Origin of the sequence: Pseudoalteromonas sp. MMG013 (genome assembly GCF_018100885.1) — a bacterium.
GTDB classification, from domain to species: Bacteria; Pseudomonadota; Gammaproteobacteria; order Enterobacterales; family Alteromonadaceae; genus Pseudoalteromonas; species Pseudoalteromonas aurantia.
In genome coordinates this window covers 23,786-46,979 of the sequence record NZ_JAGJEE010000002.1, presented here as the reverse complement: position 1 = coordinate 46,979, position 23,194 = coordinate 23,786, and the positions used below count along the sequence as shown (strand labels likewise).

Annotated in this window: 41 protein-coding genes; 10 read left to right on the top strand and 31 right to left on the bottom strand. The window is 45.7% G+C overall.

Annotation, left to right across the window (positions count from 1 at the left end; all coding sequences use genetic code 11):
- Positions 1-135: 135 nt before the first annotated feature.
- The 17 genes from J8L98_RS02300 to J8L98_RS02225 are packed head-to-tail and all read right to left on the bottom strand — an operon-like array spanning position 136 to position 10,433.
- Complete coding sequence (locus J8L98_RS02300; protein WP_081251196.1) at positions 136-411, bottom strand: phage tail assembly protein; 276 nt, start codon at positions 409-411, stop codon at positions 136-138.
- Positions 411-596 carry a hypothetical protein gene (locus tag J8L98_RS02295; RefSeq protein WP_210995118.1) on the bottom strand — a complete coding sequence of 62 codons (186 nt, stop codon included), beginning with the start codon at positions 594-596 and terminating at the stop codon, positions 411-413. Before J8L98_RS02295 ends, J8L98_RS02300 begins: the two co-directional genes overlap by 1 nt.
- A 1-nt stretch (position 597) precedes the next feature.
- Complete coding sequence (locus J8L98_RS02290) at positions 598-1,116, bottom strand: phage major tail tube protein (protein WP_210995117.1); 519 nt, start codon at positions 1,114-1,116, stop codon at positions 598-600.
- A complete protein-coding gene (locus tag J8L98_RS02285) occupies positions 1,116-2,288 on the bottom strand; it encodes a phage tail sheath subtilisin-like domain-containing protein (protein ID WP_210995116.1) in 1,173 nt (390 codons plus the stop codon). Before J8L98_RS02285 ends, J8L98_RS02290 begins: the two co-directional genes overlap by 1 nt.
- A complete protein-coding gene (locus J8L98_RS25000; RefSeq protein ID WP_282098743.1) occupies positions 2,285-2,410 on the bottom strand; it encodes a hypothetical protein in 126 nt (41 codons plus the stop codon). The genes J8L98_RS02285 and J8L98_RS25000 overlap by 4 nt, the downstream gene beginning before the upstream one ends.
- The gene (locus J8L98_RS02280) at positions 2,407-3,231 is read right to left on the bottom strand and encodes a hypothetical protein (RefSeq protein WP_210995115.1); all 825 of its coding nucleotides are present in this window, start codon (positions 3,229-3,231) and stop codon (positions 2,407-2,409) included. Before J8L98_RS02280 ends, J8L98_RS25000 begins: the two co-directional genes overlap by 4 nt.
- A 2-nt stretch (positions 3,232-3,233) precedes the next feature.
- Entirely contained in the window at positions 3,234-3,770 is a 537-nt protein-coding gene (locus tag J8L98_RS02275; RefSeq protein WP_210995114.1) for a phage tail protein, read from the bottom strand.
- On the bottom strand, positions 3,767-4,579 hold the full coding sequence (locus J8L98_RS02270) for a phage tail protein I (RefSeq protein ID WP_210995113.1): 813 nt from the start codon (positions 4,577-4,579) through the stop codon (positions 3,767-3,769). The genes J8L98_RS02275 and J8L98_RS02270 overlap by 4 nt, the downstream gene beginning before the upstream one ends.
- Complete coding sequence (locus tag J8L98_RS02265; protein ID WP_210995112.1) at positions 4,572-5,573, bottom strand: baseplate J/gp47 family protein; 1,002 nt, start codon at positions 5,571-5,573, stop codon at positions 4,572-4,574. The genes J8L98_RS02270 and J8L98_RS02265 overlap by 8 nt, the downstream gene beginning before the upstream one ends.
- Positions 5,570-5,899: a GPW/gp25 family protein gene (locus J8L98_RS02260; protein WP_210995111.1), complete on the bottom strand. Its 330-nt coding sequence runs from the start codon at positions 5,897-5,899 to the stop codon at positions 5,570-5,572. The genes J8L98_RS02265 and J8L98_RS02260 overlap by 4 nt, the downstream gene beginning before the upstream one ends.
- A complete protein-coding gene (locus J8L98_RS02255; RefSeq protein ID WP_210995110.1) occupies positions 5,896-6,531 on the bottom strand; it encodes a phage baseplate assembly protein V in 636 nt (211 codons plus the stop codon). Before J8L98_RS02255 ends, J8L98_RS02260 begins: the two co-directional genes overlap by 4 nt.
- Positions 6,528-7,058, bottom strand: a complete 531-nt coding sequence (locus J8L98_RS02250; protein ID WP_210995109.1) for a hypothetical protein — start codon at positions 7,056-7,058, stop codon at positions 6,528-6,530. The genes J8L98_RS02255 and J8L98_RS02250 overlap by 4 nt, the downstream gene beginning before the upstream one ends.
- Positions 7,055-7,471 (bottom strand): DUF1320 domain-containing protein, encoded by a 417-nt coding sequence (locus J8L98_RS02245; protein ID WP_210995108.1) that lies wholly within the window; start codon positions 7,469-7,471, stop codon positions 7,055-7,057. Before J8L98_RS02245 ends, J8L98_RS02250 begins: the two co-directional genes overlap by 4 nt.
- A 1-nt stretch (position 7,472) precedes the next feature.
- The gene (locus J8L98_RS02240; RefSeq protein WP_210995107.1) at positions 7,473-7,919 is read right to left on the bottom strand and encodes an HI1506-related protein; all 447 of its coding nucleotides are present in this window, start codon (positions 7,917-7,919) and stop codon (positions 7,473-7,475) included.
- 51 nt (positions 7,920-7,970) lie between these two features.
- Entirely contained in the window at positions 7,971-8,864 is an 894-nt protein-coding gene (locus J8L98_RS02235) for a Mu-like prophage major head subunit gpT family protein (RefSeq protein ID WP_210995106.1), read from the bottom strand.
- 1 nt (position 8,865) lies between these two features.
- Positions 8,866-9,246 (bottom strand): hypothetical protein, encoded by a 381-nt coding sequence (locus J8L98_RS02230; protein ID WP_210995105.1) that lies wholly within the window; start codon positions 9,244-9,246, stop codon positions 8,866-8,868.
- Complete coding sequence (locus tag J8L98_RS02225; protein WP_210995104.1) at positions 9,246-10,433, bottom strand: phage protease; 1,188 nt, start codon at positions 10,431-10,433, stop codon at positions 9,246-9,248. The genes J8L98_RS02230 and J8L98_RS02225 overlap by 1 nt, the downstream gene beginning before the upstream one ends.
- Positions 10,434-10,590: 157 nt before the next feature.
- Here J8L98_RS02225 and J8L98_RS02220 point away from each other — a divergent pair, with 157 nt between their 5' ends.
- The gene (locus J8L98_RS02220) at positions 10,591-11,202 is read left to right on the top strand and encodes a hypothetical protein (RefSeq protein ID WP_210995103.1); all 612 of its coding nucleotides are present in this window, start codon (positions 10,591-10,593) and stop codon (positions 11,200-11,202) included.
- A 45-nt stretch (positions 11,203-11,247) separates the two neighbouring features.
- Here the strand turns inward: J8L98_RS02220 and J8L98_RS02215 are convergent, their stop codons facing one another.
- From J8L98_RS02215 to J8L98_RS02155, 13 genes are all read right to left on the bottom strand, one after another.
- Positions 11,248-11,796: a hypothetical protein gene (locus J8L98_RS02215; protein WP_210995102.1), complete on the bottom strand. Its 549-nt coding sequence runs from the start codon at positions 11,794-11,796 to the stop codon at positions 11,248-11,250.
- Positions 11,797-11,965: 169 nt separating this feature from the next.
- On the bottom strand, positions 11,966-12,430 hold the full coding sequence (locus tag J8L98_RS02210) for a phage virion morphogenesis protein (protein WP_210995101.1): 465 nt from the start codon (positions 12,428-12,430) through the stop codon (positions 11,966-11,968).
- Positions 12,427-13,128, bottom strand: coding sequence for a phage minor head protein (locus J8L98_RS02205; protein ID WP_210995100.1), 702 nt, complete (start codon positions 13,126-13,128; stop codon positions 12,427-12,429). Before J8L98_RS02205 ends, J8L98_RS02210 begins: the two co-directional genes overlap by 4 nt.
- Positions 13,118-14,686: a DUF935 domain-containing protein gene (locus tag J8L98_RS02200; RefSeq protein WP_210995099.1), complete on the bottom strand. Its 1,569-nt coding sequence runs from the start codon at positions 14,684-14,686 to the stop codon at positions 13,118-13,120. Before J8L98_RS02200 ends, J8L98_RS02205 begins: the two co-directional genes overlap by 11 nt.
- Positions 14,687-16,357 carry a terminase family protein gene (locus J8L98_RS02195; RefSeq protein ID WP_210995098.1) on the bottom strand — a complete coding sequence of 557 codons (1,671 nt, stop codon included), beginning with the start codon at positions 16,355-16,357 and terminating at the stop codon, positions 14,687-14,689.
- Positions 16,357-16,935 carry a DUF3486 family protein gene (locus tag J8L98_RS02190; RefSeq protein WP_210995097.1) on the bottom strand — a complete coding sequence of 193 codons (579 nt, stop codon included), beginning with the start codon at positions 16,933-16,935 and terminating at the stop codon, positions 16,357-16,359. The genes J8L98_RS02195 and J8L98_RS02190 overlap by 1 nt, the downstream gene beginning before the upstream one ends.
- 2 nt (positions 16,936-16,937) lie before the next feature.
- Positions 16,938-17,240 carry a hypothetical protein gene (locus tag J8L98_RS02185; RefSeq protein ID WP_210995096.1) on the bottom strand — a complete coding sequence of 101 codons (303 nt, stop codon included), beginning with the start codon at positions 17,238-17,240 and terminating at the stop codon, positions 16,938-16,940.
- Entirely contained in the window at positions 17,227-17,403 is a 177-nt protein-coding gene (locus J8L98_RS02180) for a hypothetical protein (protein ID WP_210995095.1), read from the bottom strand. The genes J8L98_RS02185 and J8L98_RS02180 overlap by 14 nt, the downstream gene beginning before the upstream one ends.
- Positions 17,396-17,848, bottom strand: a complete 453-nt coding sequence (locus tag J8L98_RS02175) for a DUF2730 family protein (RefSeq protein ID WP_063875339.1) — start codon at positions 17,846-17,848, stop codon at positions 17,396-17,398. Before J8L98_RS02175 ends, J8L98_RS02180 begins: the two co-directional genes overlap by 8 nt.
- 2 nt (positions 17,849-17,850) lie before the next feature.
- The gene (locus J8L98_RS02170; RefSeq protein WP_210995094.1) at positions 17,851-18,072 is read right to left on the bottom strand and encodes a TraR/DksA C4-type zinc finger protein; all 222 of its coding nucleotides are present in this window, start codon (positions 18,070-18,072) and stop codon (positions 17,851-17,853) included.
- Positions 18,065-18,511, bottom strand: coding sequence for a 3TM-type holin (locus J8L98_RS02165; protein WP_210995093.1), 447 nt, complete (start codon positions 18,509-18,511; stop codon positions 18,065-18,067). The genes J8L98_RS02170 and J8L98_RS02165 overlap by 8 nt, the downstream gene beginning before the upstream one ends.
- Complete coding sequence (locus J8L98_RS02160; RefSeq protein ID WP_210995092.1) at positions 18,504-18,764, bottom strand: hypothetical protein; 261 nt, start codon at positions 18,762-18,764, stop codon at positions 18,504-18,506. The genes J8L98_RS02165 and J8L98_RS02160 overlap by 8 nt, the downstream gene beginning before the upstream one ends.
- Positions 18,754-19,347 (bottom strand): glycosyl hydrolase 108 family protein, encoded by a 594-nt coding sequence (locus tag J8L98_RS02155; RefSeq protein ID WP_210995091.1) that lies wholly within the window; start codon positions 19,345-19,347, stop codon positions 18,754-18,756. The genes J8L98_RS02160 and J8L98_RS02155 overlap by 11 nt, the downstream gene beginning before the upstream one ends.
- 296 nt (positions 19,348-19,643) lie before the next feature.
- Between J8L98_RS02155 and J8L98_RS02150 the strand changes: the two genes are divergently transcribed.
- Both J8L98_RS02150 and J8L98_RS02145 read left to right on the top strand, forming a co-directional pair.
- Positions 19,644-19,802, top strand: a complete 159-nt coding sequence (locus tag J8L98_RS02150; RefSeq protein ID WP_210995090.1) for a hypothetical protein — start codon at positions 19,644-19,646, stop codon at positions 19,800-19,802.
- A gap of 522 nt (positions 19,803-20,324) precedes the next feature.
- Positions 20,325-20,633 (top strand): hypothetical protein, encoded by a 309-nt coding sequence (locus J8L98_RS02145; RefSeq protein WP_210995089.1) that lies wholly within the window; start codon positions 20,325-20,327, stop codon positions 20,631-20,633.
- Here J8L98_RS02145 and J8L98_RS02140 read toward each other — a convergent pair whose 3' ends face one another.
- On the bottom strand, positions 20,634-21,041 hold the full coding sequence (locus tag J8L98_RS02140; protein WP_210995088.1) for a helix-turn-helix transcriptional regulator: 408 nt from the start codon (positions 21,039-21,041) through the stop codon (positions 20,634-20,636).
- Between the two features lie 117 nt (positions 21,042-21,158).
- Here J8L98_RS02140 and J8L98_RS02135 point away from each other — a divergent pair, with 117 nt between their 5' ends.
- Genes J8L98_RS02135 through J8L98_RS02105 form a run of 7 tightly spaced genes read left to right on the top strand, consistent with a single transcriptional unit; the run spans position 21,159 to position 23,193 of the window.
- Entirely contained in the window at positions 21,159-21,425 is a 267-nt protein-coding gene (locus J8L98_RS02135) for a DNA-binding protein (RefSeq protein WP_210995087.1), read from the top strand.
- A gap of 11 nt (positions 21,426-21,436) precedes the next feature.
- Positions 21,437-21,664, top strand: a complete 228-nt coding sequence (locus tag J8L98_RS02130) for a hypothetical protein (protein ID WP_210995086.1) — start codon at positions 21,437-21,439, stop codon at positions 21,662-21,664.
- A 5-nt stretch (positions 21,665-21,669) separates the two neighbouring features.
- Entirely contained in the window at positions 21,670-21,987 is a 318-nt protein-coding gene (locus J8L98_RS02125; protein ID WP_210995085.1) for a hypothetical protein, read from the top strand.
- Positions 21,981-22,457 carry a hypothetical protein gene (locus J8L98_RS02120; RefSeq protein WP_210995084.1) on the top strand — a complete coding sequence of 159 codons (477 nt, stop codon included), beginning with the start codon at positions 21,981-21,983 and terminating at the stop codon, positions 22,455-22,457. The genes J8L98_RS02125 and J8L98_RS02120 overlap by 7 nt, the downstream gene beginning before the upstream one ends.
- A 9-nt stretch (positions 22,458-22,466) precedes the next feature.
- Positions 22,467-22,625: a hypothetical protein gene (locus tag J8L98_RS02115; protein ID WP_210995083.1), complete on the top strand. Its 159-nt coding sequence runs from the start codon at positions 22,467-22,469 to the stop codon at positions 22,623-22,625.
- A complete protein-coding gene (locus J8L98_RS02110; protein ID WP_210995082.1) occupies positions 22,622-22,870 on the top strand; it encodes a hypothetical protein in 249 nt (82 codons plus the stop codon). The genes J8L98_RS02115 and J8L98_RS02110 overlap by 4 nt, the downstream gene beginning before the upstream one ends.
- Positions 22,867-23,193 carry a hypothetical protein gene (locus J8L98_RS02105; protein ID WP_210995081.1) on the top strand — a complete coding sequence of 109 codons (327 nt, stop codon included), beginning with the start codon at positions 22,867-22,869 and terminating at the stop codon, positions 23,191-23,193. Before J8L98_RS02110 ends, J8L98_RS02105 begins: the two co-directional genes overlap by 4 nt.
- Position 23,194 lies beyond the last annotated feature (1 nt).

Sequence of the window (23,194 nt, the reverse complement as noted above, 5' to 3'; positions counted from 1 at the left end):
ATTTTTGCATTGAATATTGTTACTTCGATTCTTGCATTAGCTGTTTCAATGCTTCATTCCACTCCAACAACTCTTCACATGTCATCTGCAAATATGGCTCCATCCCACCACCAGTAACATGTGCCAACGTCAACACTAGTTTTCTTGCAGTTGACTCCTTGATGGCAAAAAACCGCTGTATGCCTGCTGTAGTTTGAAGTAATCCGCCATGTCCATTTCTTCTAAAAATTCGGGCGTAATCTCACATAAATTTATGAACATCTTGGCCTCTCTTTGTTCGGCAGTTTTTGCCGCATTGAGCTGCTGAACGCGCATCATGTCTTTCACTTTAGGCCTGCGCATATGTAGCGTATTGATCATTTCGCCATTGTGTTCAATTGGGTGATCTAGGGTAATTTCTGTTGTCATCATTATTTACTCTCTGTTGATTTACTTGTCTTTTTGGCTGTAGGTTGCTGGTCTGTTATCTTGCCAGCCGCCAACCAATTCGCCGCTTGGCGGGCTGTCAAGCTCAATGACTCGTCAGCTTCATAGGCTTTGCCCTCACTAACCACGGTTGTAACCGTCCAATAGGTGTGTTTAGGTTTAGTTTTCATGTTAAATCTCCAAAATTGCGCGACGTGCTGCGAGCATGTCTTTACCGCCGATGATTTGTACACTATTCAACAAATCTATCTCTATTAACGTTTCGCCAGCATAAACAAGTTTGTAATAAGTTAAGTCCGCTTTTAACTTCATTTCGCCTGGTTTACCGCGCTCGAACGACCCCATATCAATTTCAGTCCATCGACCTTGAACCGTGACCTCTAACGGCTTCTCTGACGCTTCATTTTCTGCTTTGTATGCTCCTTTAAAGCGCATCTTTACGCCGTTTATATCTAGCGTGCCATACGTTTTTAAAATATCAGGGTTGGGTTCAGACAAAGTGAAATCTTCAAGCTGCAATTTGTCTTGACCCATATCCATAGAGATTGGGCCGTCGAGTCCGCCACTTGTATACTCTTCTGTTATACGTGACAGATTTGGCAGTTTCAGTGATGGGCATTTCCCTGCGTAACCAGCACCGTCAACAAATGCGCTAAAACCTTTTAAAGTGTGTGGTAGTTGGAGTGACATCAGAAAATCTCCTCTAAATATTTGTCGGTCATTCGAGAACGGAATGTGATCGACTCAGCGGGGTACACAGGGGTAAAGTCAAAATCGAAATACGTTTTACCTTGGGCGATCTGGCTCGGTGTGTTGAGTTCTGGATCGGCCCAGCATGAGCCATTTACGATCGCGCCGATTGTTTTTAAATGACGTAGAAACGCGTTAACACCTTCGACCACTTCTTTGAAATAGGTTTCGCCCGATACACCCTTATCAACAGCCCATAGATGCGCGGCCAATAGCGAGTCGTTAATAATATCGGCTGTGCGTGCTACACATTCGTAAATCCATTTTGGATCGGCTGAGCAGTTACGTGGCCCCCAAACGCGGTAGCCTTTCTCATTAATGATGGTGCCTACATGCTCTTTGTTAAGCAGATTAGCGCGGCTTGCCTCATCACCCAGCTCAAAATCAATATTACGCGTGGTGCCGACCATTCCGTTGACCAACTTATTACTGATTGAATGCCAGAATCCTTGCTGGTTGTCGACTTTGGCTCGCACGCCTGCGACTCTAGCGCTGTTGGGCTGGCTGATTTCTCCATTACTCGCCGTGTCCCACACGCGCACCCACGGGTCGCACAGATACAGGCGCTTAGAACCAAACTTGTTACGCAGAGTGATGGCATCTGCATCAGACGTATCAGGGCCGCTGGCGTAAACCATCGCCCGTAGCTTGTCAGCAATGCTGACCATTTCTGTTATCACAGCTTCAATATGGTCAAACCCTGGTGCAATCAAAATGCGGGGTTTAACACCGAGTGAGCTTTTAGCCGCACGTAAAGCTTGTAGACCTGTGTATTGCTGTGTTGCCGCATCAACACCACCAATCACATTGGATTGCGTTTCAGCGGTGCTTGCGCCTTCAGGCACGCGGATAACAACGACAATTGCGCCACACTGGTCAAAAATAGCATCGAGTGCTTGGGGCAACGTGCCTTTACCATCGTTTGTCATATCAAGTTTGCCCGCTTCCAATCTGCTACCCGCAATTAATGTGGGTGTGTTCAGTGGGAATGTTGTGGCGTCAGCATCGGGGGCTGTGCCGACAATGCCAATGACTGAAGTGGATGCTACTTGGATTGGGCGTGGACCATCGTTTAATTCAATGACCTGCACGCCGTGTAAATAGTTGCTCATTGATCGTTCTCCTGCTCACGTTGTTTTGCTATGTCCTGCGCAGCTGGCGGTATTTTTCTAAACTCTGCTGAGTTAGTGTCGTAATTAATGTATTCAACACCGTTGTACTCAAAGTTAATCATGCTGACGTCTCCTGTTTGAATTTAATGTTTGAAATAACGTTGTACGGCGCGCTGTTCGTTGCGGATAAAATACCGCCAAATAAAGCAACAAACGGCGTTCCTGTCTCGTTTGTTATCGTATCTGCGGAAATCTGCGCACAACCTGTTGCAATATGTAACAATAGGGCATTTCTGGTTGAACCAACTCTACGTTTTAGTGTTGTTCTACTCACTGAGAATGATATTAACGCATTTGCTGAGTGTCCTAGAGTCGCGATATTGCAATCACCCAATTCAACGTCACTTTCATAAATCATCAGTGTCGGTGTAGTCATGTTATGATTTTTGAAAAATGACGCGCTGACGTCTGTGCCAGTGCCCATCGCAGTTATAATGCGACCTTTCACAATCAGAATTTCAGAGCGACCTGATTGTCTGAAGCCTGCTGTTTCAGTATTTTGTATCAGCGAATCTATGTTGTTTGAAAAAATGATGTGTAATGATTTATTTGTTACATATATTGCATTGTCGATTGATACGTTTCCACTGCAACGCACAATACAAATTCCTGTGGCCGGAGTGCGTCGCAGTGCCTCCGTAATCGTGCGAATATTATTTGTTTCACTGTCGTCACTATGTGCGTCAGAAATATGAAACTCACGAACAATGTGCGCATCGAATTGATGTGTGACACTGTATGTAAGTTGTTGAATCGCTGATGATACACGTGCATTAATCCCACTGATTTTAGATGCGACCTCGTTTGTCAGCTCACTACTTGCACTGACTAACTCTGCGTTAGTTTGCTGTAATTGAGCCACGGATTGTTCTAACGTTGGCATTTTTAAACTCCTAATGTCATTAGTCTGTCGTTGAGTAAAATTTCTCTGTGATTCGATTGAATTTGCGCTGTTGCGATGCGAGTTTGTGCGTCGCACATGGCAATAAACTCAGCGCCGTAAAACATGTTGATATCGCCTGTAGTGGTTACATCAATTGCTGATACAGGCACCGCGCTCAGCACCAAGTCAAAACCTTGAATGACGGTGCTCAGCGGTGTTTGATAAAACAACGTGTTGTCGGGGTGTGACCAGGCCGCGAATAGCGTGCCGTCTTCTAGAAAAAAGCCCACTTCACGTACAGGGTATTCACTGGCACTTTTAAACTCTGCGGTGATATGTATTTGCCCTGGGCCTGCATCGGCTACGCTCACGACTGGCGAGCGGTCACGTTCGTTACGTAATGCAGTTTGGTCACGCGTTGGCGTATAGCCCACGGTGCCCACAGCAATGTGGCTAATATTGATGTGAATACCCGAGTCTTTGGCATTCGCGGCGGCATTAATGCCAGCTTGGGTGATGATGGGTGTATAGTCGCTCATTGGCATACCATCCTATTTGTTTGAATACATGTAGTGTTTAGGCTCGCCGCAATAACGTGTGAACCGTTAGGTAGCGTGTTATCGGGTGCGCCTGTCAACTGCGCACGGGCGTTAGCTATGTTGCTTGCAGCGGATTGCACAACATGGGTGCTAGTGTGTAGTGTGTTGTCTGGCGCGCCAGTTAACTCGGCTCGACTATTGGCAATGTTGCTGTGCGCTGACTGAATTACGTGGCCGCTGGTGTGCAGCGAGTTATCAGGCCCACCCGCAAAATCCATGCGCTGTACATTACAGCTTGTTGTTGCAGAGGTGATAGACATTGGCTGGTCCATCTGCACACCCACATTAAAATCAATGTGGCTTCTCGTTGGCTTCATCGCCGCAACAATGCGCCATAGTTGCGCTTGCAGCGCTGGTGTAAGCAGTGAATCGCCAGTTTGGTTTAAGTTATGACGTACCAATGCAATGAGTTTTGCAGTGTGCGGTACACCGCCATGTTGCCACCACTCCTCAAGCTCAATATGGGCATTAAGTGCCGCCAATGCGCTTTTAACTGCACCCGCTGTGCCTTTGATTCGATGCATTGGAATGCTTTGTGCGATAACGCGGCGTTTAATGGCTTCAGGCCATGTGCTGTCCCATTCATCCACGCTGAGTGCGTGGGCCAACCATGGCAATAAATGTTCGGGGCATCGCTCCGCTGACCATAAATCGCCAATTCTTACGGGCACGTCATTTACCCGGGCACTGGACTGCTCTAACGCTTTTTCGTTTTTACTGCTTGTGCGCGGTAGTAATTGCTCAGACATTACGGCTCCCAACTAATACAGCGACGTTTGTACAATACGCGGCTTGATGACCGAGCATCACCAAATCATTGCTTGGTGAATGTAATTCAACACGTTGCACACCTGGTAAATGTAGGGCGGCATACAGCCCTGATAATGTTATATCTCGGCCCAATTTATGATTTTCATTCACCCAACTTTGTGCGCTTTCTTGGGCTTGAGCGCGCACACTTTCAGCATCGGGACCAGGATATAAATGTAACGTCGCGCTTAGCTCATATTCTGTGATTTCAGTTGCACGCAATCGCACATGATCTGTGAGTGGGCGCACATCATCGGCGCTGAGTGCGGCCATCACTGCGGCGTTTAGCTCGGTGCTTGGTGCGCCAACACCTTCAGTTGATAACACGGTAATCGCCACATCACCTGGTTGTGGGTCGCTCAATCCCGCGTCATACGTGCATTGCAATATGGCAGTCCCTGCAGGGAGTTGATCGCGTTGTTCTTCAGTCAGTTGCGCAACGGTAAACTGCGGTGCATCCACTGCAACGTCTTTAACGAGTGGGCTGGCTTTGAGTGCATGAAATACATAGCCGCCGATGGGGCCTGCGGTGCTAAACCCTTCGAGTGCCAGTTGAATACGCTCTCTATACCGTTCATTGGTTTCAAACGTGGGTGGAATGGGTGGGTTAGCCTCAGCGTCACCCGCATCAATGAGCTGGCGTTCTACACCAAAACGCGTGCCTAAATAGTCCAGCTCCACGTCGGTGGCCTTTGCCAATAACACGGCTTCAGCACCTTCGTTGATGCGCTGACGTACCATCAGTTCTCGGTACGCAAATACCTCAATGAGTTTAACTGCGGGTTCACTCGCCAGTGTGATTTCAGCGTCTGCATAGCGAGCTTTATACTCGTTCAACATCTCGTTTTTAATCTGCTCAAACGAGAGTGGTTCAATGATGTTTGGCGGCGGTAATTTGTCTAAATCAATCGCTGAAAAATTGGTGATACTCATACAATCAGCCCTTCTAACATCAATGGTTTGCCATCAACTAAATACATACCTTCTAAATCAATCATCGTTTGGCCTTTGCCGTGGCTGGCTACTTTTACACGAGTGAGTTTGTAGCGCGGCTCCCATTGTCTGAGCGCGCCAGCAACGGCGGCATAAATTTCGACGAGGGTTTGGTTGTTACTTGGCGCATCCACTAATCGTGGTAGCTTTGAGCCATAATCAGGGCGCATTACACGGCTACCCAGCGGGGTTGTGAGAATGTCGCGAATACTTTGTTTTAAATGGTCTTTGGCACTAATTACATGGCCTGTGTTTGCATTCATCATTCGGGCGCTCCTGTTTTACCTGGTCCTGCCGTAATGCCTGCATGTAAGTGTTTTTGGGCTGATATACCGTCAGACGTCATATCGCCGCCCGTTTGTGTCACTGGGCTGTCGATGTTGGTTTGTGCGGCTTTCACATTAAAGTTGCCGCCAGCTTCAATGTTAAAATCACCGGCGCTGGTAAAACTGGTTGAGCCATCCACAGTCGCAACCACATCACCCACAACATGGGCAGTGACATTGCCCGCAATATTAAGGGTCACGTCTTTAGCGCAGTTCACATCGAGTTCGCTGTTTTCACTGTCGTACTGAATCTGTGTGCCATCGTTAAAAGTGAGCACGTCCATGTGCTCGCTGATACTTGGGGAATGAAACTCGGTTGTGTACAACAATTGAATAATCACGGCCTGTGTCGGCTCACCCGCAGGGCAAGCAATCAAACATTGAATGCCAGGCTTGAGCGGACGCCAACGAATAAAATTACGCCCAAGCTCTGCGGGCCATGGCAGCCAGCCAGTGACTAATTCACCGACTTTAACACGCACTTTTTGTGTGTCATGGTCCACTTCTTCAATCGTGCCCAACATGAGCATATTGGCAAAACGGCGCATCAATTCTGCTACTTCAAAACTCATGGCGTCACCTGCGTATAGTCTTGCTCATGCGCCGCACCGACTTCGGGTGTGATGCCCACATATAAATCAGTTGGTACTGGCTCTGCTGGTGCTTGGGGTTCCACATAGCGCACCAGTTGACGCCAGCGCACCACCCATAAACTCGTGGCGTGTCGGCCAGTTGCGGTGGTAAACAGGTTTTTAGCGGCAACGTCAGACGCACGGTGTGCCAGTTCGTAACCAAAACCCTCGCCCTCAATGAGCTGGGTAATACCATCAACATAATTAATGGCATCTTCTAACTGTTGGTCTGCGTTACCCCCCGTAATGATGTAAACCATGGGAATAATTGCGCGGTCGTAACCCTCGTGAATGTACTCTGGCGGTTCAACATACCCGAGCGTGACCAACATGCTCGGCGTTTTTGTGCCAATGCGATCCAACTCAGCGCTATTTACCGTACCTGGGTGCAGTTCACACTCGCGTAAACCTGGAAATGTTGAGTCGAGCTTGTCGCGGACTGCGCGCAAGTAGGCTGATAAACTCATATCCAGCCACCTGTTTCATCGCGCCCAAACACTGAGCCTGCCGAATGCATTTCGGCCAAATCCAAGGCTTGAGGTGCAGGCTCGCTGGTTTCTAATCCTAAACTCAGTTCACCTTTGCTGATTTTGCTCAGTAACTGCATCGCTGACTTTTTATCATCAGTCACACGCTCCGCTGGGCGTTTGTCTATGTCTGCACGCACAATGTTGACAGCAATGCCTTTTAAAATGCCTGGCACAGTTGGCAGCGGTAGTGGATAGCGCATGGCAACATGTGCATCAATCACTTCGTTCACACTGTTAATCGCATTGGTTAAACGGGTTTCGTTTATCGCCTGTTCGCCACGTTCTGCGGTGAGCGCAACTAACTCAGACTCACCAAACCGTGCTATCAAATCATCGCGCGTGCAGTACATATCATTCAGCCTCAACCGTTGGTTTGTTTTCCTGATAAAGCTTCCATGCGGCGTCGCGTTGCTCAGCGGTTGGGGTTACTAGCCCTTCAACACCGTCAACTTCGCACGCGAGGTCTGCAACTTTGGGCGGCTTGGTTAGTGGTGTTTCGGCGTTCAACGCATGAATAGCGGCGATGATGTGGGCCAGCTCTTCAGGTGCACCTGAACAATCAATAATCAAATCATCACCCACACTCGATGTGTCCAAACTGCACCCTTCGTGAGTAAACTGAGTTGCCGAACTTTCCGTGACGCGAATGTGGGGATCAGCACGTAATATCGCCAGTGCTTCCTTTGTAAGTTGCTCCGGTGATAATTCGGTTTTACCCGACTTAAACTTAAAACCAGCTCTGTGATAATGTTGCTGACGCGGATTATGTACCGTGACAGACGGTAAACGAGTTTCCATAACATGCTCCTACCTTTTTAAAAGAGGGGGCTAAGCCCCATGTATTTGGGCTTAGTCCAACCACTCAGAATCAAGAACTTGCACCTGGTTGTAATTGGTGTTGCTTGCGCCGCCTGCTTTTTGCATTGCTTTGATAAGCTGATTTGCTGCTGCTAAGTGCTCAGCACCAACAACTAGAAGATTGGGCTTAATACCAAGAGGACGGCCTTTGTCACTTTTCAGCTGCCTCATTTGCTTAAATGCCGCATTGAAGTTGTCGGCGGTGAGTTCGGCTTTAGACATAAATGCTTGTTGCCAGAATCCGTAACCAGCATTTACACGAGCATCAACACCATACAAATATTCGTCGGCCATAAATACGCGGTCAGACGTGCCGTCATCCGTTTTTGCTGTCAGTTTGTAATCTCGGCGTTTTTGGAAAATAAGCGGCTTTAGTGGGCGTCTTGCATCCATCAAGTACCAAGGCACACCTGAACCATCTTGAATATTAGAGACCAATGTTTTGTTGTTACCGTCACCCATAGGGTGTTCAGCATCAAAAAATGGTTGGCCGTCGTAGCAGAGGTTCTTTGTACCATTTGCTAGGCACTCGTAGACCAATTCGTCAGGGTGAGATGAAGCGGCATAACCCATATCTTCAAATTTTTTGAAAACGCCACCTAGCCTATTGTCTTCGATGTAATCTTTTGAAATCCCTTCAGTGCCTTCGAACTTTTTGTTTCTAAGTGAGTAGGTGTGTAATTCCATCTTGTTGACTTCACGGTCACCGATCCACTCTCGTAGTTTTGAGAACTCACCCATCCATCCATAATCTTCAGTGGCCGTTGTTGACGATACTTCAGTGGCAATGTTTGACCAAGTAGGTGTGTATAGCGCACGGCCTTGTTGAAATGAGGTCTGTACACCCGTGTAAATTGAACGAACGACGTCTGCTGTAATGTCCATGTTAAACTCCTAAATTAACCCAAACGCCTCGACTATCCACTTCGGTGATAGTCCCAGCCGTTGAGCGGGTATTGGTTGCTGAATCAATAGAAAGGTTGCTGGTTGCATCAACAAAAAATGCGGTTTGTGTCACATGGGCTTCGTTAATATCGCCACTGTTCGGGAACATGTGCTCGCCAATTTCAACCGAGCCACGGACCGCTTTATCAACACCTTGGCTGTTATCCACGGTTTCGCGCATAACGCCGGCACATATGCCAACGGCACCAACTGAAACCAATAATCCACTGCTCAAAATTGCAGGCTTGTTTGCGATGAGTTTTTCACCGCCTGCCAATGGGTAGCCACGAAAGCGACCATCACGAGTTGCTATTGCGCTCATTACTGCGCTCCTTTTTGTTTTTTGAATGCTTCAACATCGAGGCCCGACGCTTTGAGCACTGCCAAATCAGCACTGTCTAGTTCATCATTACCTTGGCCTTTCGGCGGCGTTTGCGTGGTAGTCGTTTGTTGACTTTTTAGCGCTGCAATCGGTGTGCGTGCATCTAGCTGAGTCTTCAGGACAGCTGAACCTTGTTGTTCGCCAAGCTGTTTAAAGTAGTTGGTTTCAGCGTTTGAAATTCGGCCCTCTTCATGGGCTTTTTCAATTTGCTGTTCAATAGATAGCGTGCTGTTTTCAGTACGCAGTGCTGCTGTTTCGGTTGCTAATGCGTCATAGTCAGCGCGCGGTACCCACTTGGTTAAGTCAACTTGACCGTTGCCGCCTGCGGCTTTTAATGCCGCAACTTGGTTGTTGGCATCACTTAACTGAGTCGTCAAAGTCGCTGTTTCTTCAGCCTTAGCTTGCATTGCCTTAAGTGCTGTTGTTGCGGTAGTAAATTGCTCTGCTGTTGGCTCTTGGCCTTCGGCCACCGTTACGCCAAGCAACGCGAGCAGTTGCATCGCTTCATTCATGGGGTTTTCTCCAGTTGTTTCAGTTTTTAGTGCTACGACCTTAGCCATACCGTCCAAGCCTGGGTCGTTGGTTAATGCGAAATGTCTAAACTTTATGGGGCGACCATCAAAGCCGTAATCAAATACAGGGCTAACAAAGCGGTATTCGTCTTTGCGCAGGTAAGCCGCAGCCTTGTCGTTCCATTTAACATTGAGCGCGTAAACGCCTTGCCCTGGCACATATTCAAATGCAACGGGTTTGATCCAGCCTGCGGCGGGGGCTTCTTTGCCGTTACTTTCAGCAAAAATGGTTTGGTGTTCGTAGTCAAAATGTAGGTCGTTGGTGCGCTCATCTAAATGGTGCTTTAGCAACGCCCAAGCAGCTTGATCCATCAGCCATGCTTTATGCTCGGTGTCTTGCGGGCGGCCATCGCCAGCACTAAAAAATCCATCTGGCAACACTTGTACGCGGGGGCTTACGCCGTGTTCGTCAATCTCAATGCCAGAGATTTTACAAACTGCCGTGCCAACAGCACCATTATATTGAGCTGACAAAACTGCCATACGAGCGCCATCCATAGCGCGGGCGCACTTCACTTGCTGTTTGACGACAGGTTTGTTTTTGTGGTTATGCATTGCTGACACCATGTGTTAGTTCGTGGGGTCAGTATCAGATTTAGCGCGGGAAATGTATTTTAAACTGGATTAAAAAATTAAATGGTTGTGTTTTTTTCTAAATGTAATTGCTGATATGTTTGTTAACGCAAATTAATAAACTACTGAAAGGATTTTTATGAAAAGAACGTTTTTCTATGCTTGCTCGCTACTTTGTCTATCTGACTTATCTTACGCACGAACAGCTGAGCATGATGTTGCTAATTTAGCAGTACAAACCGCAAACCAGATCTGCCAGTCACCTCAATCATATGGCAGTAATCACAAGTTGGAAATACAAGGAGATCTAAAGGCTAACTTAGGGGGGGTACTGAAAAAACTTGCGAAACTTAATGGCAATGCGAATGCACAATATGTTGCTGAAGAGTGGGTTGGGGTTAATCAAGTTCAGCTGGCCGATGCAATGCGTGATAGTAATAGTTGCAAACTTACTGTTTTTAAAATGATAATGCAAAGTTCAGTGCAATCAGGATGGCAAGAAAAAAATGCATCTGACCCCAAGAAAGGACCACGTTTAATTCATACATCAGGTGGAGCGTCTCCAATGCTTTACAAGCCAGAAATAATGGGGGCAAGAGTAAAAGGTTGTAATAATGTAGAAGCAAACGCGCGCGTTAAATTGTTAGGTGAATATCAAAACGGTATAACTAATTTTGTCAAAGTACAGGTACTTGAAGGCACGTGCAAAGGGGTAATTGGTTGGACGAATAAAGACTTCTATAGACTTTAACAAAACCAAAAAAGGCCGTGAACGCGGCCTTCTTATTATGCGTACTTACTTGAAAATTTCAGTGCTTTTAATGTGGTTTGCTATATGGTCTTTTATCAGAGGTGAGTTTCCCCATAGTTCAGAGGTATTAAACCTTTTTCCATATATTTCTATTGAAAATGGCATTTCAATAAACTCATCGATATTTTCTGGGGCGGTGATAACCGCAACGCCCATACCCAAAATAAAGCCACTTGGTAAGTGCCATTTATTCGCATTGATTACGATATCTTCATTAGCGCTAATCTCAAGTCTAGAATCTAATTCCCCTTCATGTGCAATTGATGTTCGTCCGAATTTATATAAAACGTCTGACAGCCTATTACCATTACAGTTAACTGGCATGTAGCACCCCATAGCAATTATTGATATTAGCGGCATCTCTTCTTCAAGGAACGCTTTAATTCGTCTAGCAACACCATCTTTCGCACGCCTGCGCTTGGCGGTTTTATCTAAGGCTGGAAATAAATTAACTAGAGACCCTTCAAAATCATTTTCTTGAAGATGCTTAAAGGATTGATGAATTCTTCGGCTTACACCAGTTGGTTTCTTCATTGAACACCTGTCCTTTTAATTATCCTTCAAAAAGTTCTTTTAGTCTGATTAGTAATAACTGTAGTCTCAAAAATATTATTAGCCAACTTAGAAACGTTCCGAAACGGGTTTAACGCCATTATCTCTGCTTGAGTCACACCATCGCAGCTATAAACGTGCTGAGTGCGCTCTAGTGGCGCACAGCGGGCATTAAAAAATCATCGGCGAGTTGCATAATCTCGTCCTCATCGTCATTACTCACACCCACAAACGCGCGGGCTTCTACTGCTGCTGGCCCTGGTGCCATGTCATCGGTGCCACCCCATTGCATCAATGCGGCTTGTACTCGATTAGAACCAAACTCCATGGCATCACTACTAGCGTCATACGCGAGGGTGTCACGTAAAAAATCATTCTCACGTAAAATGCTATTACGGTTTTTAGTTTTACGCTTTTTGGTGGACTCTTTCAGCGGCTCCCATGGTGTGCCGTCTGGCGCTTGCTCTTTTGCAAAACGCTCAGCGGTAGATAGCTGCATGTACTCGCCAATGTCGCGGTGTAGCGCTGTGCGGTCTTGCACGCTATCAACTAGTTCGTTGAGTTCGCGGGCTACATGCTTACTGTCAAAATTAATATTGAGTTTAACGCCGCTCATTGCTCGCTCCGTATTTGCGCTAGTCGCTCACTTGGTTTAATTGCACCTGGTGCATAGTCAAAACCAGGGTCGATACCCAGTGGTACAATATGTACTTCACCTGTTTTTTTGTTTACCCAGTCGTATGTGCCATCGTTGGGGGCGGTGCCAACAGGCAAGCCTAAGCGTTTCAAGTCACGGTCATTCACTGCAAATACTCTGCATTTACACCCCCAGCCATTGCTGGGATAGTGCTCACGCCACCATGGGTCATCCGCTGGTAAAACGAGCGTGTGCCATCTCAAATGCAATTCACGCGGGTTCTCGCTGTCGCCATGGCGATACATCCAGTACGGGCGAGTCTCCTTTACAGCTTGCAGTTGCTGCCAGCGCCCTGCGTTGTACGACTGACGCAAATTAGTCTCGTAAATCACATGGCTGCGCCAGCTCGGTGTGCCGTTGTAGTCCCAGCCAGCTTTTTTGACAATCTCAACAAACTGGGCTTGAAACTCTTTTAAGCTAATGCCATCAGCAATCGCTTTGTCTACCGCTTCGCGCAGGCTCTCGATCAAATCTTCTTCAATGGCCCCAGCGATAATAAAACCGTGGTCGTGTGCCTCTTGCCATATTTCATCCCAGCTATCGCTTGGTAGGCTGAGTTTATCCCTAAAAAACTGGATCGCTTCGGTAAATGGCAGCGCACCGTACTCAACGACCATCGTTGACCTCCATGCGACCTAATAGCGTACTAGCCGCTATGGCTAATTGCATTTGTGCGCCAAGTTCTGTTGTGTCTAGTTCGCCAGCCAAATCAATAATTGAATCGCGCAACTGCTCTAAACTTTGCGCTTTTAAAACCGCCTGTTTAACTGGCTCTATGAGCGTGTCTATCAATGGCCCAGCAACCGTGCGTAGTTGCTCTTCAATTGCAGCCAAGTCATCTTCAGGTTCATTACGCTCAGTTGTTTTGAGTGCAGCGGTTTTAAGTGCCGCTGGCTCTGCGGGTGTCGCACTCACACGTGTTAAAACAGGCTCGTCTTTTTCTGGGGCGGGTATTTGCAGCTTATCTTGCATATAACGAACTGGTATCGGCATACCCACATCAACCAATTTTGGTACGCTCTCGGCGTATAGTTTTATGTCTTCCGCTTCGCTCAAATCAAACTCAAAGCGTGGTGCTCGCCGCGGGCCATTATATGAGCTGCCATTGAGCGCAAACAATGGGTAAACAATATCGCGGGTGATTGTTGCTGCCAGCTCCATTGCATCACTTTCTATAATGTCGTCCATTACATCTTGATGCACACGGCCCAGTGCGTTGGTAGACGTTGCGCCGTCTGCTTGGCCTGTCAACGTGCCACCGAGCAATGCTTTACTTTGTGTTTTTTCACACCACGCAACAAAGTTTAAAAACGGGTCGGCTTGGCCCTTGGCCGCTTCTTTAAAATCAATCTCCATTCCGCGCGGGATTATGCCGCCTGCATTGTGGCCTATTGATAAAACTGCCCGCATCAATGTGGCTTTCTCTTTGGTGCTTGCGCCTGCGGGGTATTTACCAATCTTTGATGGTAGCCCGTATATCTCTAAAAACTCGGCTAAGTCACGTATGCTGTAATTTTTAAATAAGTGCGGCCAAGCAAGGTTAGACGTTAATCCTGCTCGATGTAGATAGCCACTTTTGCTGCGGCTAACATGCGTTACCCAGCCAAACGGGTTGAGCACAATACCATTAGGATCGTCACTACGTAATCGTAGTTCGTTGCGGTTATCAAGCGCAGTTTGGAACAAGCCTTGCTCTCTAAAATTGGCGGCGCTAATAACATGGGTTTTCTCGTAGAACTCCCATTGCAGTTCGCACGCACTGAATGATTTTAAAACACCGTCAGTGAGATCAAACAACAAGTCGTTAAACCATGTTGCATCCTCTAAAATCTCAGTAATTAGCGCTGCATCTTTTTTCTCTTGCTCCGTTGCATTGCGCGGTGGTTTTATTATCCAAGGGAGTGAGCGAACCGCGCGGCGGCGTTTGCCTAGTTCTGCAATTAAATGGCTGTCTTTGTCTTCCATGTCTGTTGCTAAGTCAGCCAACGCTGCCAAGTCGCCTTGTTCAACACGACGCATTGAGCGCGTTAACTTTTGCGGTGTTAGCCCTTGCGTTGGGTGGTCGCTGTAGCGCTTCATCAACTGCTGAACGCGGGCGTTATCGTCAGTTTGCTGCTCGTCTAAATCCAGCTCAAAATGCTGGCCGTGAATATCTACAATTTTTGATTGAGCCATTTAATAGCATCCTCCGCTGGCTTCCAGCGCGTCTAATTCGTATTCGTCATCGTTGTCAGGATCATAAGCGCCATTGCTGCTGGGTAGAGGTGTATACTCAATGGCGCTGCCATCCATCCAGCTTGCACGGTTTGCCATAGCAATACCTACGGCAAAATCACCGTGGCGCTGTCTGCCGTCACTGCCCTTGTCTGAACCCTTATCAATTTTTGGCGTGCCGTTGCGAACACTGATTTTTTGCATATCACCGAGTATGTCTTGGTGTTTGGGGATATCTAGATTTTGATCTTCAAATTCGGCTTTAAGTTTTGGCATCCACTCACGATACCAATTGTCGTTAAGCATCACCTGTTCAACCATTTCTGTGCCAAAGTGCAGTGCTGCGGCTTCAGCCAAATAACCACCATTACCTGTTGCATCAAATGCCAAGCCTATCAAACGAGGCAAGCGCGTGGTTAAGTGCAGCATTACATGGCGCTGCATGTCGTAAGTGAGGTTAGTTAGCTCAACTAAGAATGGCACACGCTTATATAAATCAAACGCAATTTCTAATGGTACAAATACGGTTAAATCTCCGCGCCTTGCAAAGTCTTCACCAAATGCGTGATTAAACTCAGGGTTGAGTTTTTCTAGAAGCGGATCAAGATGTTCTTTTATCCATGCGTCTATCTCTGAGCGCTGGGCTTGCTCAGTCCATGTAATGAAGTCGTCAGGCGCATCATAACTAATGATGGGTATGCCTTTTTTCATCGCCGCTTCAATCAGCACACGGGCTATGTAAGTACCGCCACCTTTTTTAGGCTCACAAAAGTATTCTTCCCGGGCATCTTCCACGCTTGCCGTATCGTTGATTAAGTCATCAATCCATTTGCTCTCAGTGTCGCGCGTCCACTGCTTTTTTTGGCGCTGGCAAATACGCTGATATAGCCCTTCTTTGCAGGCATCAGAGATCGTGATGGTATGCACTGAATAACGCTTTTTACCTGCTCGGCTATCTTTGATTAGTTCGTTGAATAGATTATCTACACCGTTATGTGTGCTGATCAAACGCACTTTAGCGCCCCACATAGTAAGTGCAAGTGCTGCTTTTAGTACTTCAGCTAAACGCTCATGGAATGCGGCTTCATCAATGGTTACGTTACCTTGCATACCACGCAAGTTTGCAGGGTTAGAGCTGAGAGCTTGAATTTTAAACCCACTGGCAAAGTAAACAACAAACGTTAAAATCTCTTTGCCATCTTGGCCGTCATCAATAAAGATCTCTTCTTGAATGTCGCCTGCCACTTTATCAAATGCTTTGGCCCACATGGCGGCAGCTTCAATAAATTCACGTGCCATCTCTTTATTAGAGCCCACATAAAAATGGTTAGTGCCTTGGGCTTCTTTACTTTTACTGGCTTCTAATACTGCATCTGCGGCTTCTGCCCATGTAATACCTGTGCGTCGGCTCTTTTCAGCAATTTTGAGTGGGGACTGATCGGCAATCCAACGCTTTTGATAACCAAGCAACAGCTCTTTAGGATCAAAGGGAATATAAAGAGGCAGTCCGAATCTCTTTTCATACTCGTCGCATTGCTCTAACTTTTTTTGTAAGTCAGATAGCGCAATCTCTGCAACTAACGTTTGCTCTTCAACTTTTGCTAATTGCGCTTGATTAACTTTGGCAGCCATTACGCTATCCCTAAGATTTGATTTTTAATGAGCTGAGCACCTTCCTCTGTTAGGCCCGCTTGGATAGCGCTTTCTTCAACTGCATTGGCCGCTTCTTCAGCGAATGCTTTACGTATGTCTTTTTCACGTTTGTGTGCTGCCATGGCTGTAGACTCAAGTCGCTGAGCGGCTAGCATGGCATCTTTAATCATGCCTATGTCAACGTCGTCATCTTCATCAGGGTTGAGCATTTGCTTTTGCATGGCACTAAATAACTGAGAACGACCCATCTCTAAGATCATTTTGGTTGTGTCGCCAGTGGGCTTGTCGCCAAGCTCTGCTGTCAATGCTTGCGTTGTTGCTCGCAGTTCTCGTAATCGTTTACCTATGGCCTCCGTTTTTTGTGCATGACGACTTAGGCCAGAGCGTGAAATGGTGGCTTCTTCATCTAACCCCGCATCGAGGATCTGTTGATTAATTGCGATCAAAATATCAGCTTGAGAATTGCCACTATCACGCAACATCTCATCTAGCGTTTTTTTAATGTCTTCGGGCAACTCGTCAACTTTGCTGGGTTTGCTACGCCTGACTTTATCCATAGTCACAGGCTCCGAGGTGCGGGGCGTTTAATACCAGGCACAGTGCTTGAGCCCTCAGCAACCTCAACGCCTGCGCTAGTAATGCGTGCAACCCATGTATTTTCACTGAGCTTTTCATTTTTAACGTAGCCGTTTTGCTCTAGCCAGTTAAGCAGGGTTTTAAGTTGGTCGAGGCTACACCCAAGGCCAAAGCGTTTAAGCACGTCGCGTAACATGCTTGTATTTGCGCCGTAGTCTGACGACTCTTTAAGCGCTATTAATATGCTGATCCGTTGGTGTTCAGCTTGTACATCAAGAATTGGCATTGTGTTTACCTCTGAGTTTAATGATGCTGTTATTTATTTTGTAAGAAATAAATTCGATTAAAGTGCCTATTACGCTGACGACGGTAACGCCAAAATAAGCCCCAATACCTAGCCCAAAACCTGCGCCAATTAGGGCAAACAGGGTTATTAATATTTCACTCATTACGTTTCTCTCTTAGTTCGTTTTCCATCAGCAAGTCAGTGAGCTTTTGCACATTACTCAGCCCAGGCTTTACCGATTCAATGTTGGTGTTTAGTCGTTCAATTTTTAATTCGAGGTCGTGTAAGTCATCACTTGTGGGCATTTTTTCAATGCGCCGTTCAAGCTCGCGTACATCATCGCTAACGCCGCGTCTAACTTCTGCTAGTTGCTCTTGCAGCTCATTTTTATGAGCGCCTAGTTGCTCGTGTAACTCTGTTTTGTGTTTGCTGAGTTGTTCTTGTACATTGCTTTGCGTGTCGCTTACTTGCTGCTGTGCGGTGACTTTGTAACTATTAAACTCTTTGCGCGAAGGGAATCGCACATACAAAAATGCCATGATGAATACACCCATCACACCGAGCGCCCACACAATGACTGTTTGCCACTTCTGAAAAAGCTCATACATGATTACGTCCTAAATAATCTTTGTTCGCGCTCTATCAGCTCTTGGCAATGAACGCATGTTGTACAGTTATGAATTGCGGCTTTTCTCGCGGCTGGTATCTCAGCACCGCATTCCTCGCATTCGTCTAAATCAATGTCAGGGCCCGCAAACTTTTTGCTATGTTCATCGAGCTTGCGCTGCAATGACTCTTCAATGATTTTTTGGGCTCTGTCGGCTTCATCCATTGCTTGGTTTCCTTATGTTGTGAATTGCTGAAGTCGCCATGCTTTTAACGCTGGGAGCGGTCTTCTCAATGGTTCGGCCAACGACATAACCACCAATGCCGAGCTGCAACAGTTCCCACGCTTGCTCGCTGAGCCGAAACGCGAGCAAACCGAATGAGTCACATATAATGAGCACTAAGAACGTGAGCATGGTGATGGGTCGCCAGCAGCGTTGTAATGCGCTTTCGCCCTTGGCTTCAGCGGTTATAATTTGAGATTGTGCGGCAAGCACTTTGCCCTGTAGCTCAATCACTTTGCTTTCGAGCTGCAAACGCTCGCTGACAATTAAATTGTCGATGCGCTTTAGCTCATTGTTTAGCTGCATCTTCTCTTCGTCAGACGTAAAAACATCATCAAGCAAGTTGCCAAGCACTGTGCCTAAGCCCACCCAGTTATTCATCACGTTCACCAAATTTTTCAGCTAACCTACGGCGCACATCTATGTATGTATTGTCGGGGCTGAGTTTTCGGCGTATGTCGGTTTCAGTTACCGAGTGCCATCCATGAGCAAATTTTGATTGCATGGTGCCGTCATGGCTATGTAGCGGTATCTTTTGAGCATCAAACGGTTGGCCGTTTTTACGTGCCAAAACCTCAGCATTTAAGCGCTTAATTCGGCCTTGGTTTAAACTCCATTCCCAGTTACACCCCATGATATAAACCCGCATAGCTGCGCTCGGTAATGTGGCCTAGGCGGTTCATCCAGCCGCGCAGGTTGGGCTGTTGGGTTGGGTCGTCTAAGCAAATGCGGGCGTAGCGGTAGCCACGACGGCTGATCAATTGGCTAATGAATAGGTTAGGCAAAATAGCGTGGCACTTTTTAAGTGTGCGTGAACCAAACACACCATCAACCTCAGCATCAACGGTACGCTGCACAATGCGTGTCATGCCGTTTAAGCCATGCTGCACTGTGCCGTCAAGCAGCATGAGTGCAACACCTGCGTTTAGCTCGTCACAATGCATTGGTTCCCAATAATCTCGGTAGAAGTAGCGAATGGCCGTGCCAATTTTTAAATTTGCTATATCGGTTTGCGGGTATGCGCGCTGGCTAATGCCAAATTTGGTTAAGCCGCCACGGTCTGACGCAATATTGTTAATACCGCCGTCATCGCGCAGGCCGCCCTCTAAATACAAAATTGTTAACACACTGCGGCAAAACGCATCGCTGTAGCCAATTAGTGCGGCTGCAATTTCGGGTTGTTGTTTGTAGTGCTCTAGTTGTTGATGTGTCAGCATTAGTCTCGGCTCCAATCTGTTTGTTAACAGAATGCCGAATGCTGTAGAGAGTGTATTTTAACCTGGGTTAAAAAATTACTTAGGTTTTTAGCTTAATAGATAATTTTTTGCATTTTTTTACAAAACGCATTAACCATACTATACAAAACATTAACCCAAGTGTTATATTGTTGTTAATTAATAATGTGGGTTTAGCAAGGAATCTAACTCATTAGATGTTTTTTTTAATCTAGTTTAAAAGATAAGTACATTTAAAGTGGTAAGCTTCAAGCTCCAAATTTAGAGGACTTTTAAGTATGAAAAAAAACATAAAGAATAATTTGACGACAACCTTGCCAGATCAGCTATTGAGTTTAGTATCGGGTGGGAATGGCAGTGGTAATGATCCTGGTAATAAACCTAGGGCTGTTGCACCAACTTACCCATCTTATTTTTTTCAAAGAAAAATGCCTTAATGAGTTGAGTTGTAAAGATGTTTCCAGACTACGAAAATAAGTTGCACGAGATAAATACATGGATATGGTTGGTTTCTGTCATCGCACCAATGGTGATGTATGGTATAAAAATAGGTTCTCGTTCGTACTATATTGCAGCTGTAGTCTGGGTTCTATCACAATTTATCAATCTTAGGATTGAGCCTTTTCTAAATGAATTTGTATCAAGCTCAGATGACAACCTTATTTATTGGTATGCGACTTGGGCAACATTAGATGTTCTTTGCATTTTCGTGATCTTTTTTGTCCATTGGAGACATAAAATAAGTATCGGATTTACTTCATTAAGCATAATGGTTGCGTACTCATTATTAGCGTTATTACAAACAATAAGACATTTCGAGTTAGATCTTTTTGGCACTCATCATTTAACACAACTTTATACAGTCGGTATAAATACGGGCAATATCGCAATTACAGTGATAATAACAATGCCTTTACTAATTTTCATATGGAAAAATAAATTAAGTCAAAGGAATCAAAATGTTTAGTGCTTTATATTTCGCGTTATTGCTTGTATTAATCGGGGCACTTCTACATTCCGCGTTTAGATTACGGGGAGGGCCGAAAGATTATGCTCTTGCTGATGCATTTGAAGCTGAGGGATTAGGGGCTAAAGCGTATATGTTACTAAGAAAAAGAAACAGAATTGATGACATTAATGATCAATTCTTGAAATATATCGCACTAGTAGATTGGAAGAAAGAAGCTGAAGAGTTCAATGCATTATGTGAAAGCAGCCTACAAGGTAGCTCCGCAAATTTAATTAAACTACCTTTGGATGATAATTAATTACTTCGCTTTTAAATCGGTTTCAGCAACTTTGACAGGTAAATAATCCTGCCCAATTTCTTTATATAAGCTATAGACAGCCATATCGACTAGAGATGACACATTTGTATTAGGTGCTTTCGTTAATAGACCTAATTCGGCCGTGTTGTAAATAAACGAGCTAATTGCCTTTTTTAAATTGTCTTGTGTAAAGCATGTTACGCTATCTTCACTTTTACTAAGCCTTTGTCCTGTAACTACATAATTAACATCAAACCCCAGACGCGCTAAATCAGCCAGCTTATCTGACGGTATCGGGTTTCCACTCTCCCATCTGTAATATGTTGACTTTCCAACACCAATAGAATCATAGACTTGCTTTTGCTGAAGCTCTAAGCGTTCTCTTTCTTTAACTAAATAATGGTTCATATGTGGGAAACTTATTGACAGGGTTCACATTTGAACCCTATACTAAACTCAACTTAAACAAACCTTTTGCAACGTTCGCCAAAACCATACAAAAGGTTAACCAAAGGGTACTTTACTATGAAAGCAAAGGAAATTAAACAAGCAATTGCAGCCGAGGGCTACACACTATCTATGATAGCTGAGGCTCTGGACGTTAAATTAGCTGCGGTTTCTCACACAATAAATGGTCATTCCAAATCGTTAAAAATTGCCGATTGTATTTCAAGGGTCATAAATAAACCCTTAGCAGAAGTATTCCCGAACCATGAAGGGATCATTAAGCGGCCCACACTCAAAGAGAAAAGTGCCGCTGTTTCTGAAATTCGTCAATTACTAGCATCTTAGGAGTTATGACCATGAACTTATTCAACCCAACACAAACCCCAACAGCAACAATGATGGAATCGGTCTTTGCTTCAAGCCGCCGCGCTAATGGCAAGTCGATACTGTCGTCAGTCGTCGCACGTTCAATTTGGCACGCGAACGCTGTGCAAGGTGATTGCGCCACCCGTTCAACAACAGCAGAGCACTCTGGTTCACCTGAGGGTCTTGTTCCATCTCATCAATTGAAAGATCAAGAGTAGGCACCATGGCTTCTGCAAGACTCGGAGTAAGCACCTCGGCCAGCGCTGTAATAAAGGAGTTTATAGCGGCAACTGAATCAAAGAGCGTATCTACTGATTGGTTAAGGTCGTTATTCATTATGTTTATTCCTCGTTCTCTCGTTTGTTTATGTGTTAGCACTGTTGTTAAGGGATTAAATGAAGTGCCACCCCAGTTATCTTTTAAACACAGCATAAACCCGAGCGTTGCAAACGTCATGGCAAATCTACTGGCAATTTTTGCCAGCACTTTTGCCAGCCTAAAACAGGAACAAAAAATACAAAAAGGTGGCAGTAAATGTTAACTCCTAAACACATAGTGGAGACCAGTATGTTAAAAAGTGACGATGCACCAAAGTGTGATCTCACATTCGCTTTGTTAGCTGCGTTAAAGCGCGCTGTAGACAATGGGCCATTTTCTCGCCCAATGGTTATAGATCGTATGAACGAAGCCCTTGGCGGTGAAAAGATGATCACTAAAGATATTTTTAGTAAGTGGTTTAGTGCCAGTGCACCAACCAAAATGCCCGCTGAATATTTACCCGCGTTTTGCTGGGCAACACGATCAGTTGAGCCTTTTAGTGCGTTATTAGCGCCGATTGATTTTAGTCCAGTTGATGGCCGAGGGTTATCAATGGTCAGTGCAGCAGAGCTTGCACTACAAGCACAGCAAATGTTGAAACAGTCAGAAAATATGTTTGCACAAATATTAGAGCAAGCTGCTATATCTTCCTCATCACAACACCCCAGCGAAATAACTTCACTGCATAAATAAGGAACTCTTATGAAACATATCAAAGACCAAGTTGCGCCCAAAAAACGGTTTTCAGAGCAAAAAAGCAACAATATTAATGCGGTTTGTTCACGCTATGCAGCTAAGCAATTAATGAGTGCTGAGCAACTTTTAGTGTTGGCTACGCAGTCGTACGGGGGGGCTGTATGAGTGTATTAGCAAAACCTATGTTGCTTAGCCACATTCACTCAGTTGAAAAATTGCCCAATGTTAAGTGTATGTGTTGTAAGCGTGAAGAACGCGCCAGCGAAGTGAATATTACTAAAACAGAGTGGTTACACGCGGCAAACAGAGTGGGCTGGCGTGCAATAGAAGCAGAACAATTTAGCTTTGAAAGCGTATGCCCTGAGTGCGTTGACAGCTTCATGAGCGACAACGTAAAGGAGGCTGTATGACTAATAACAGCGACAGAAACAGCAAATATATTTCACCTCAAGTACAGCGCGTATTGAAAGTTATTGAACTCATGGCAGGCCATGAGGTCGAGGGCGTTGAATCAGGCAAACTCGCCGCTGAACTTGAATGTTTAGCCTCTGATATGACTCGCGTGCTCACTAACTTAGAGCAAGCGGGCTGGGCTGAGCGTTTAAGCACAAACCAAAACCGTTGGCGATTGCATAAAAAGCCTGTGCAAATCAGCAATACCGTTGCACATACGTTTACGACGGCACTGAGTGCATTGCAAATTGAGCGTAATAACTATGGGTTAATAAGGTGAT

Excerpts from the sequence above, each read along its gene's own strand:
- J8L98_RS02175 (WP_063875339.1), bottom strand. The coding sequence starts at position 17,848 with ATGTATGAGCTTTTTCAGAAGTGGCAAACAGTCATTGTGTGGGCGCTC.
- J8L98_RS02245 (WP_210995108.1), bottom strand. The coding sequence starts at position 7,471 with ATGTACTGCACGCGCGATGATTTGATAGCACGGTTTGGTGAGTCTGAG.
- J8L98_RS02180 (WP_210995095.1), bottom strand. The coding sequence starts at position 17,403 with ATGAGTGAAATATTAATAACCCTGTTTGCCCTAATTGGCGCAGGTTTT.
- J8L98_RS25000 (WP_282098743.1), bottom strand. The coding sequence starts at position 2,410 with ATGATTAACTTTGAGTACAACGGTGTTGAATACATTAATTACGACACT.
- J8L98_RS02220 (WP_210995103.1), top strand. The coding sequence starts at position 10,591 with ATGAAAAGAACGTTTTTCTATGCTTGCTCGCTACTTTGTCTATCTGAC.
- J8L98_RS02120 (WP_210995084.1), top strand. The coding sequence starts at position 21,981 with ATGTTAACTCCTAAACACATAGTGGAGACCAGTATGTTAAAAAGTGAC.
- J8L98_RS02230 (WP_210995105.1), bottom strand. The coding sequence starts at position 9,246 with ATGAGCGCAATAGCAACTCGTGATGGTCGCTTTCGTGGCTACCCATTG.
- J8L98_RS02215 (WP_210995102.1), bottom strand. The coding sequence starts at position 11,796 with ATGAAGAAACCAACTGGTGTAAGCCGAAGAATTCATCAATCCTTTAAG.
- J8L98_RS02130 (WP_210995086.1), top strand. The coding sequence starts at position 21,437 with ATGAACTTATTCAACCCAACACAAACCCCAACAGCAACAATGATGGAA.
- J8L98_RS02155 (WP_210995091.1), bottom strand. The coding sequence starts at position 19,347 with ATGCTGACACATCAACAACTAGAGCACTACAAACAACAACCCGAAATT.
- J8L98_RS02210 (WP_210995101.1), bottom strand. The coding sequence starts at position 12,430 with ATGAGCGGCGTTAAACTCAATATTAATTTTGACAGTAAGCATGTAGCC.
- J8L98_RS02110 (WP_210995082.1), top strand. The coding sequence starts at position 22,622 with ATGAGTGTATTAGCAAAACCTATGTTGCTTAGCCACATTCACTCAGTT.
- J8L98_RS02285 (WP_210995116.1), bottom strand. The coding sequence starts at position 2,288 with ATGAGCAACTATTTACACGGCGTGCAGGTCATTGAATTAAACGATGGT.
- J8L98_RS02115 (WP_210995083.1), top strand. The coding sequence starts at position 22,467 with ATGAAACATATCAAAGACCAAGTTGCGCCCAAAAAACGGTTTTCAGAG.
- J8L98_RS02205 (WP_210995100.1), bottom strand. The coding sequence starts at position 13,128 with ATGGTCGTTGAGTACGGTGCGCTGCCATTTACCGAAGCGATCCAGTTT.
- J8L98_RS02255 (WP_210995110.1), bottom strand. The coding sequence starts at position 6,531 with ATGAGTTTTGAAGTAGCAGAATTGATGCGCCGTTTTGCCAATATGCTC.
- J8L98_RS02160 (WP_210995092.1), bottom strand. The coding sequence starts at position 18,764 with ATGGGGTGTAACTGGGAATGGAGTTTAAACCAAGGCCGAATTAAGCGC.
- J8L98_RS02195 (WP_210995098.1), bottom strand. The coding sequence starts at position 16,357 with ATGGCTGCCAAAGTTAATCAAGCGCAATTAGCAAAAGTTGAAGAGCAA.
- J8L98_RS02280 (WP_210995115.1), bottom strand. The coding sequence starts at position 3,231 with ATGCCAACGTTAGAACAATCCGTGGCTCAATTACAGCAAACTAACGCA.
- J8L98_RS02295 (WP_210995118.1), bottom strand. The coding sequence starts at position 596 with ATGAAAACTAAACCTAAACACACCTATTGGACGGTTACAACCGTGGTT.
- J8L98_RS02290 (WP_210995117.1), bottom strand. The coding sequence starts at position 1,116 with ATGTCACTCCAACTACCACACACTTTAAAAGGTTTTAGCGCATTTGTT.
- J8L98_RS02140 (WP_210995088.1), bottom strand. The coding sequence starts at position 21,041 with ATGAACCATTATTTAGTTAAAGAAAGAGAACGCTTAGAGCTTCAGCAA.
- J8L98_RS02225 (WP_210995104.1), bottom strand. The coding sequence starts at position 10,433 with ATGCATAACCACAAAAACAAACCTGTCGTCAAACAGCAAGTGAAGTGC.
- J8L98_RS02185 (WP_210995096.1), bottom strand. The coding sequence starts at position 17,240 with ATGCCAATTCTTGATGTACAAGCTGAACACCAACGGATCAGCATATTA.
- J8L98_RS02250 (WP_210995109.1), bottom strand. The coding sequence starts at position 7,058 with ATGAGTTTATCAGCCTACTTGCGCGCAGTCCGCGACAAGCTCGACTCA.
- J8L98_RS02105 (WP_210995081.1), top strand. The coding sequence starts at position 22,867 with ATGACTAATAACAGCGACAGAAACAGCAAATATATTTCACCTCAAGTA.
- J8L98_RS02125 (WP_210995085.1), top strand. The coding sequence starts at position 21,670 with ATGGCTTCTGCAAGACTCGGAGTAAGCACCTCGGCCAGCGCTGTAATA.
- J8L98_RS02190 (WP_210995097.1), bottom strand. The coding sequence starts at position 16,935 with ATGGATAAAGTCAGGCGTAGCAAACCCAGCAAAGTTGACGAGTTGCCC.
- J8L98_RS02165 (WP_210995093.1), bottom strand. The coding sequence starts at position 18,511 with ATGAATAACTGGGTGGGCTTAGGCACAGTGCTTGGCAACTTGCTTGAT.
- J8L98_RS02260 (WP_210995111.1), bottom strand. The coding sequence starts at position 5,899 with ATGATGAATGCAAACACAGGCCATGTAATTAGTGCCAAAGACCATTTA.
- J8L98_RS02135 (WP_210995087.1), top strand. The coding sequence starts at position 21,159 with ATGAAAGCAAAGGAAATTAAACAAGCAATTGCAGCCGAGGGCTACACA.
- J8L98_RS02145 (WP_210995089.1), top strand. The coding sequence starts at position 20,325 with ATGTTTAGTGCTTTATATTTCGCGTTATTGCTTGTATTAATCGGGGCA.
- J8L98_RS02270 (WP_210995113.1), bottom strand. The coding sequence starts at position 4,579 with ATGTCTGAGCAATTACTACCGCGCACAAGCAGTAAAAACGAAAAAGCG.
- J8L98_RS02275 (WP_210995114.1), bottom strand. The coding sequence starts at position 3,770 with ATGAGCGACTATACACCCATCATCACCCAAGCTGGCATTAATGCCGCC.
- J8L98_RS02265 (WP_210995112.1), bottom strand. The coding sequence starts at position 5,573 with ATGAGTATCACCAATTTTTCAGCGATTGATTTAGACAAATTACCGCCG.
- J8L98_RS02235 (WP_210995106.1), bottom strand. The coding sequence starts at position 8,864 with ATGGACATTACAGCAGACGTCGTTCGTTCAATTTACACGGGTGTACAG.
- J8L98_RS02150 (WP_210995090.1), top strand. The coding sequence starts at position 19,644 with ATGAAAAAAAACATAAAGAATAATTTGACGACAACCTTGCCAGATCAG.
- J8L98_RS02170 (WP_210995094.1), bottom strand. The coding sequence starts at position 18,072 with ATGGATGAAGCCGACAGAGCCCAAAAAATCATTGAAGAGTCATTGCAG.
- J8L98_RS02240 (WP_210995107.1), bottom strand. The coding sequence starts at position 7,919 with ATGGAAACTCGTTTACCGTCTGTCACGGTACATAATCCGCGTCAGCAA.
- J8L98_RS02300 (WP_081251196.1), bottom strand. The coding sequence starts at position 411 with ATGATGACAACAGAAATTACCCTAGATCACCCAATTGAACACAATGGC.
- J8L98_RS02200 (WP_210995099.1), bottom strand. The coding sequence starts at position 14,686 with ATGGCTCAATCAAAAATTGTAGATATTCACGGCCAGCATTTTGAGCTG.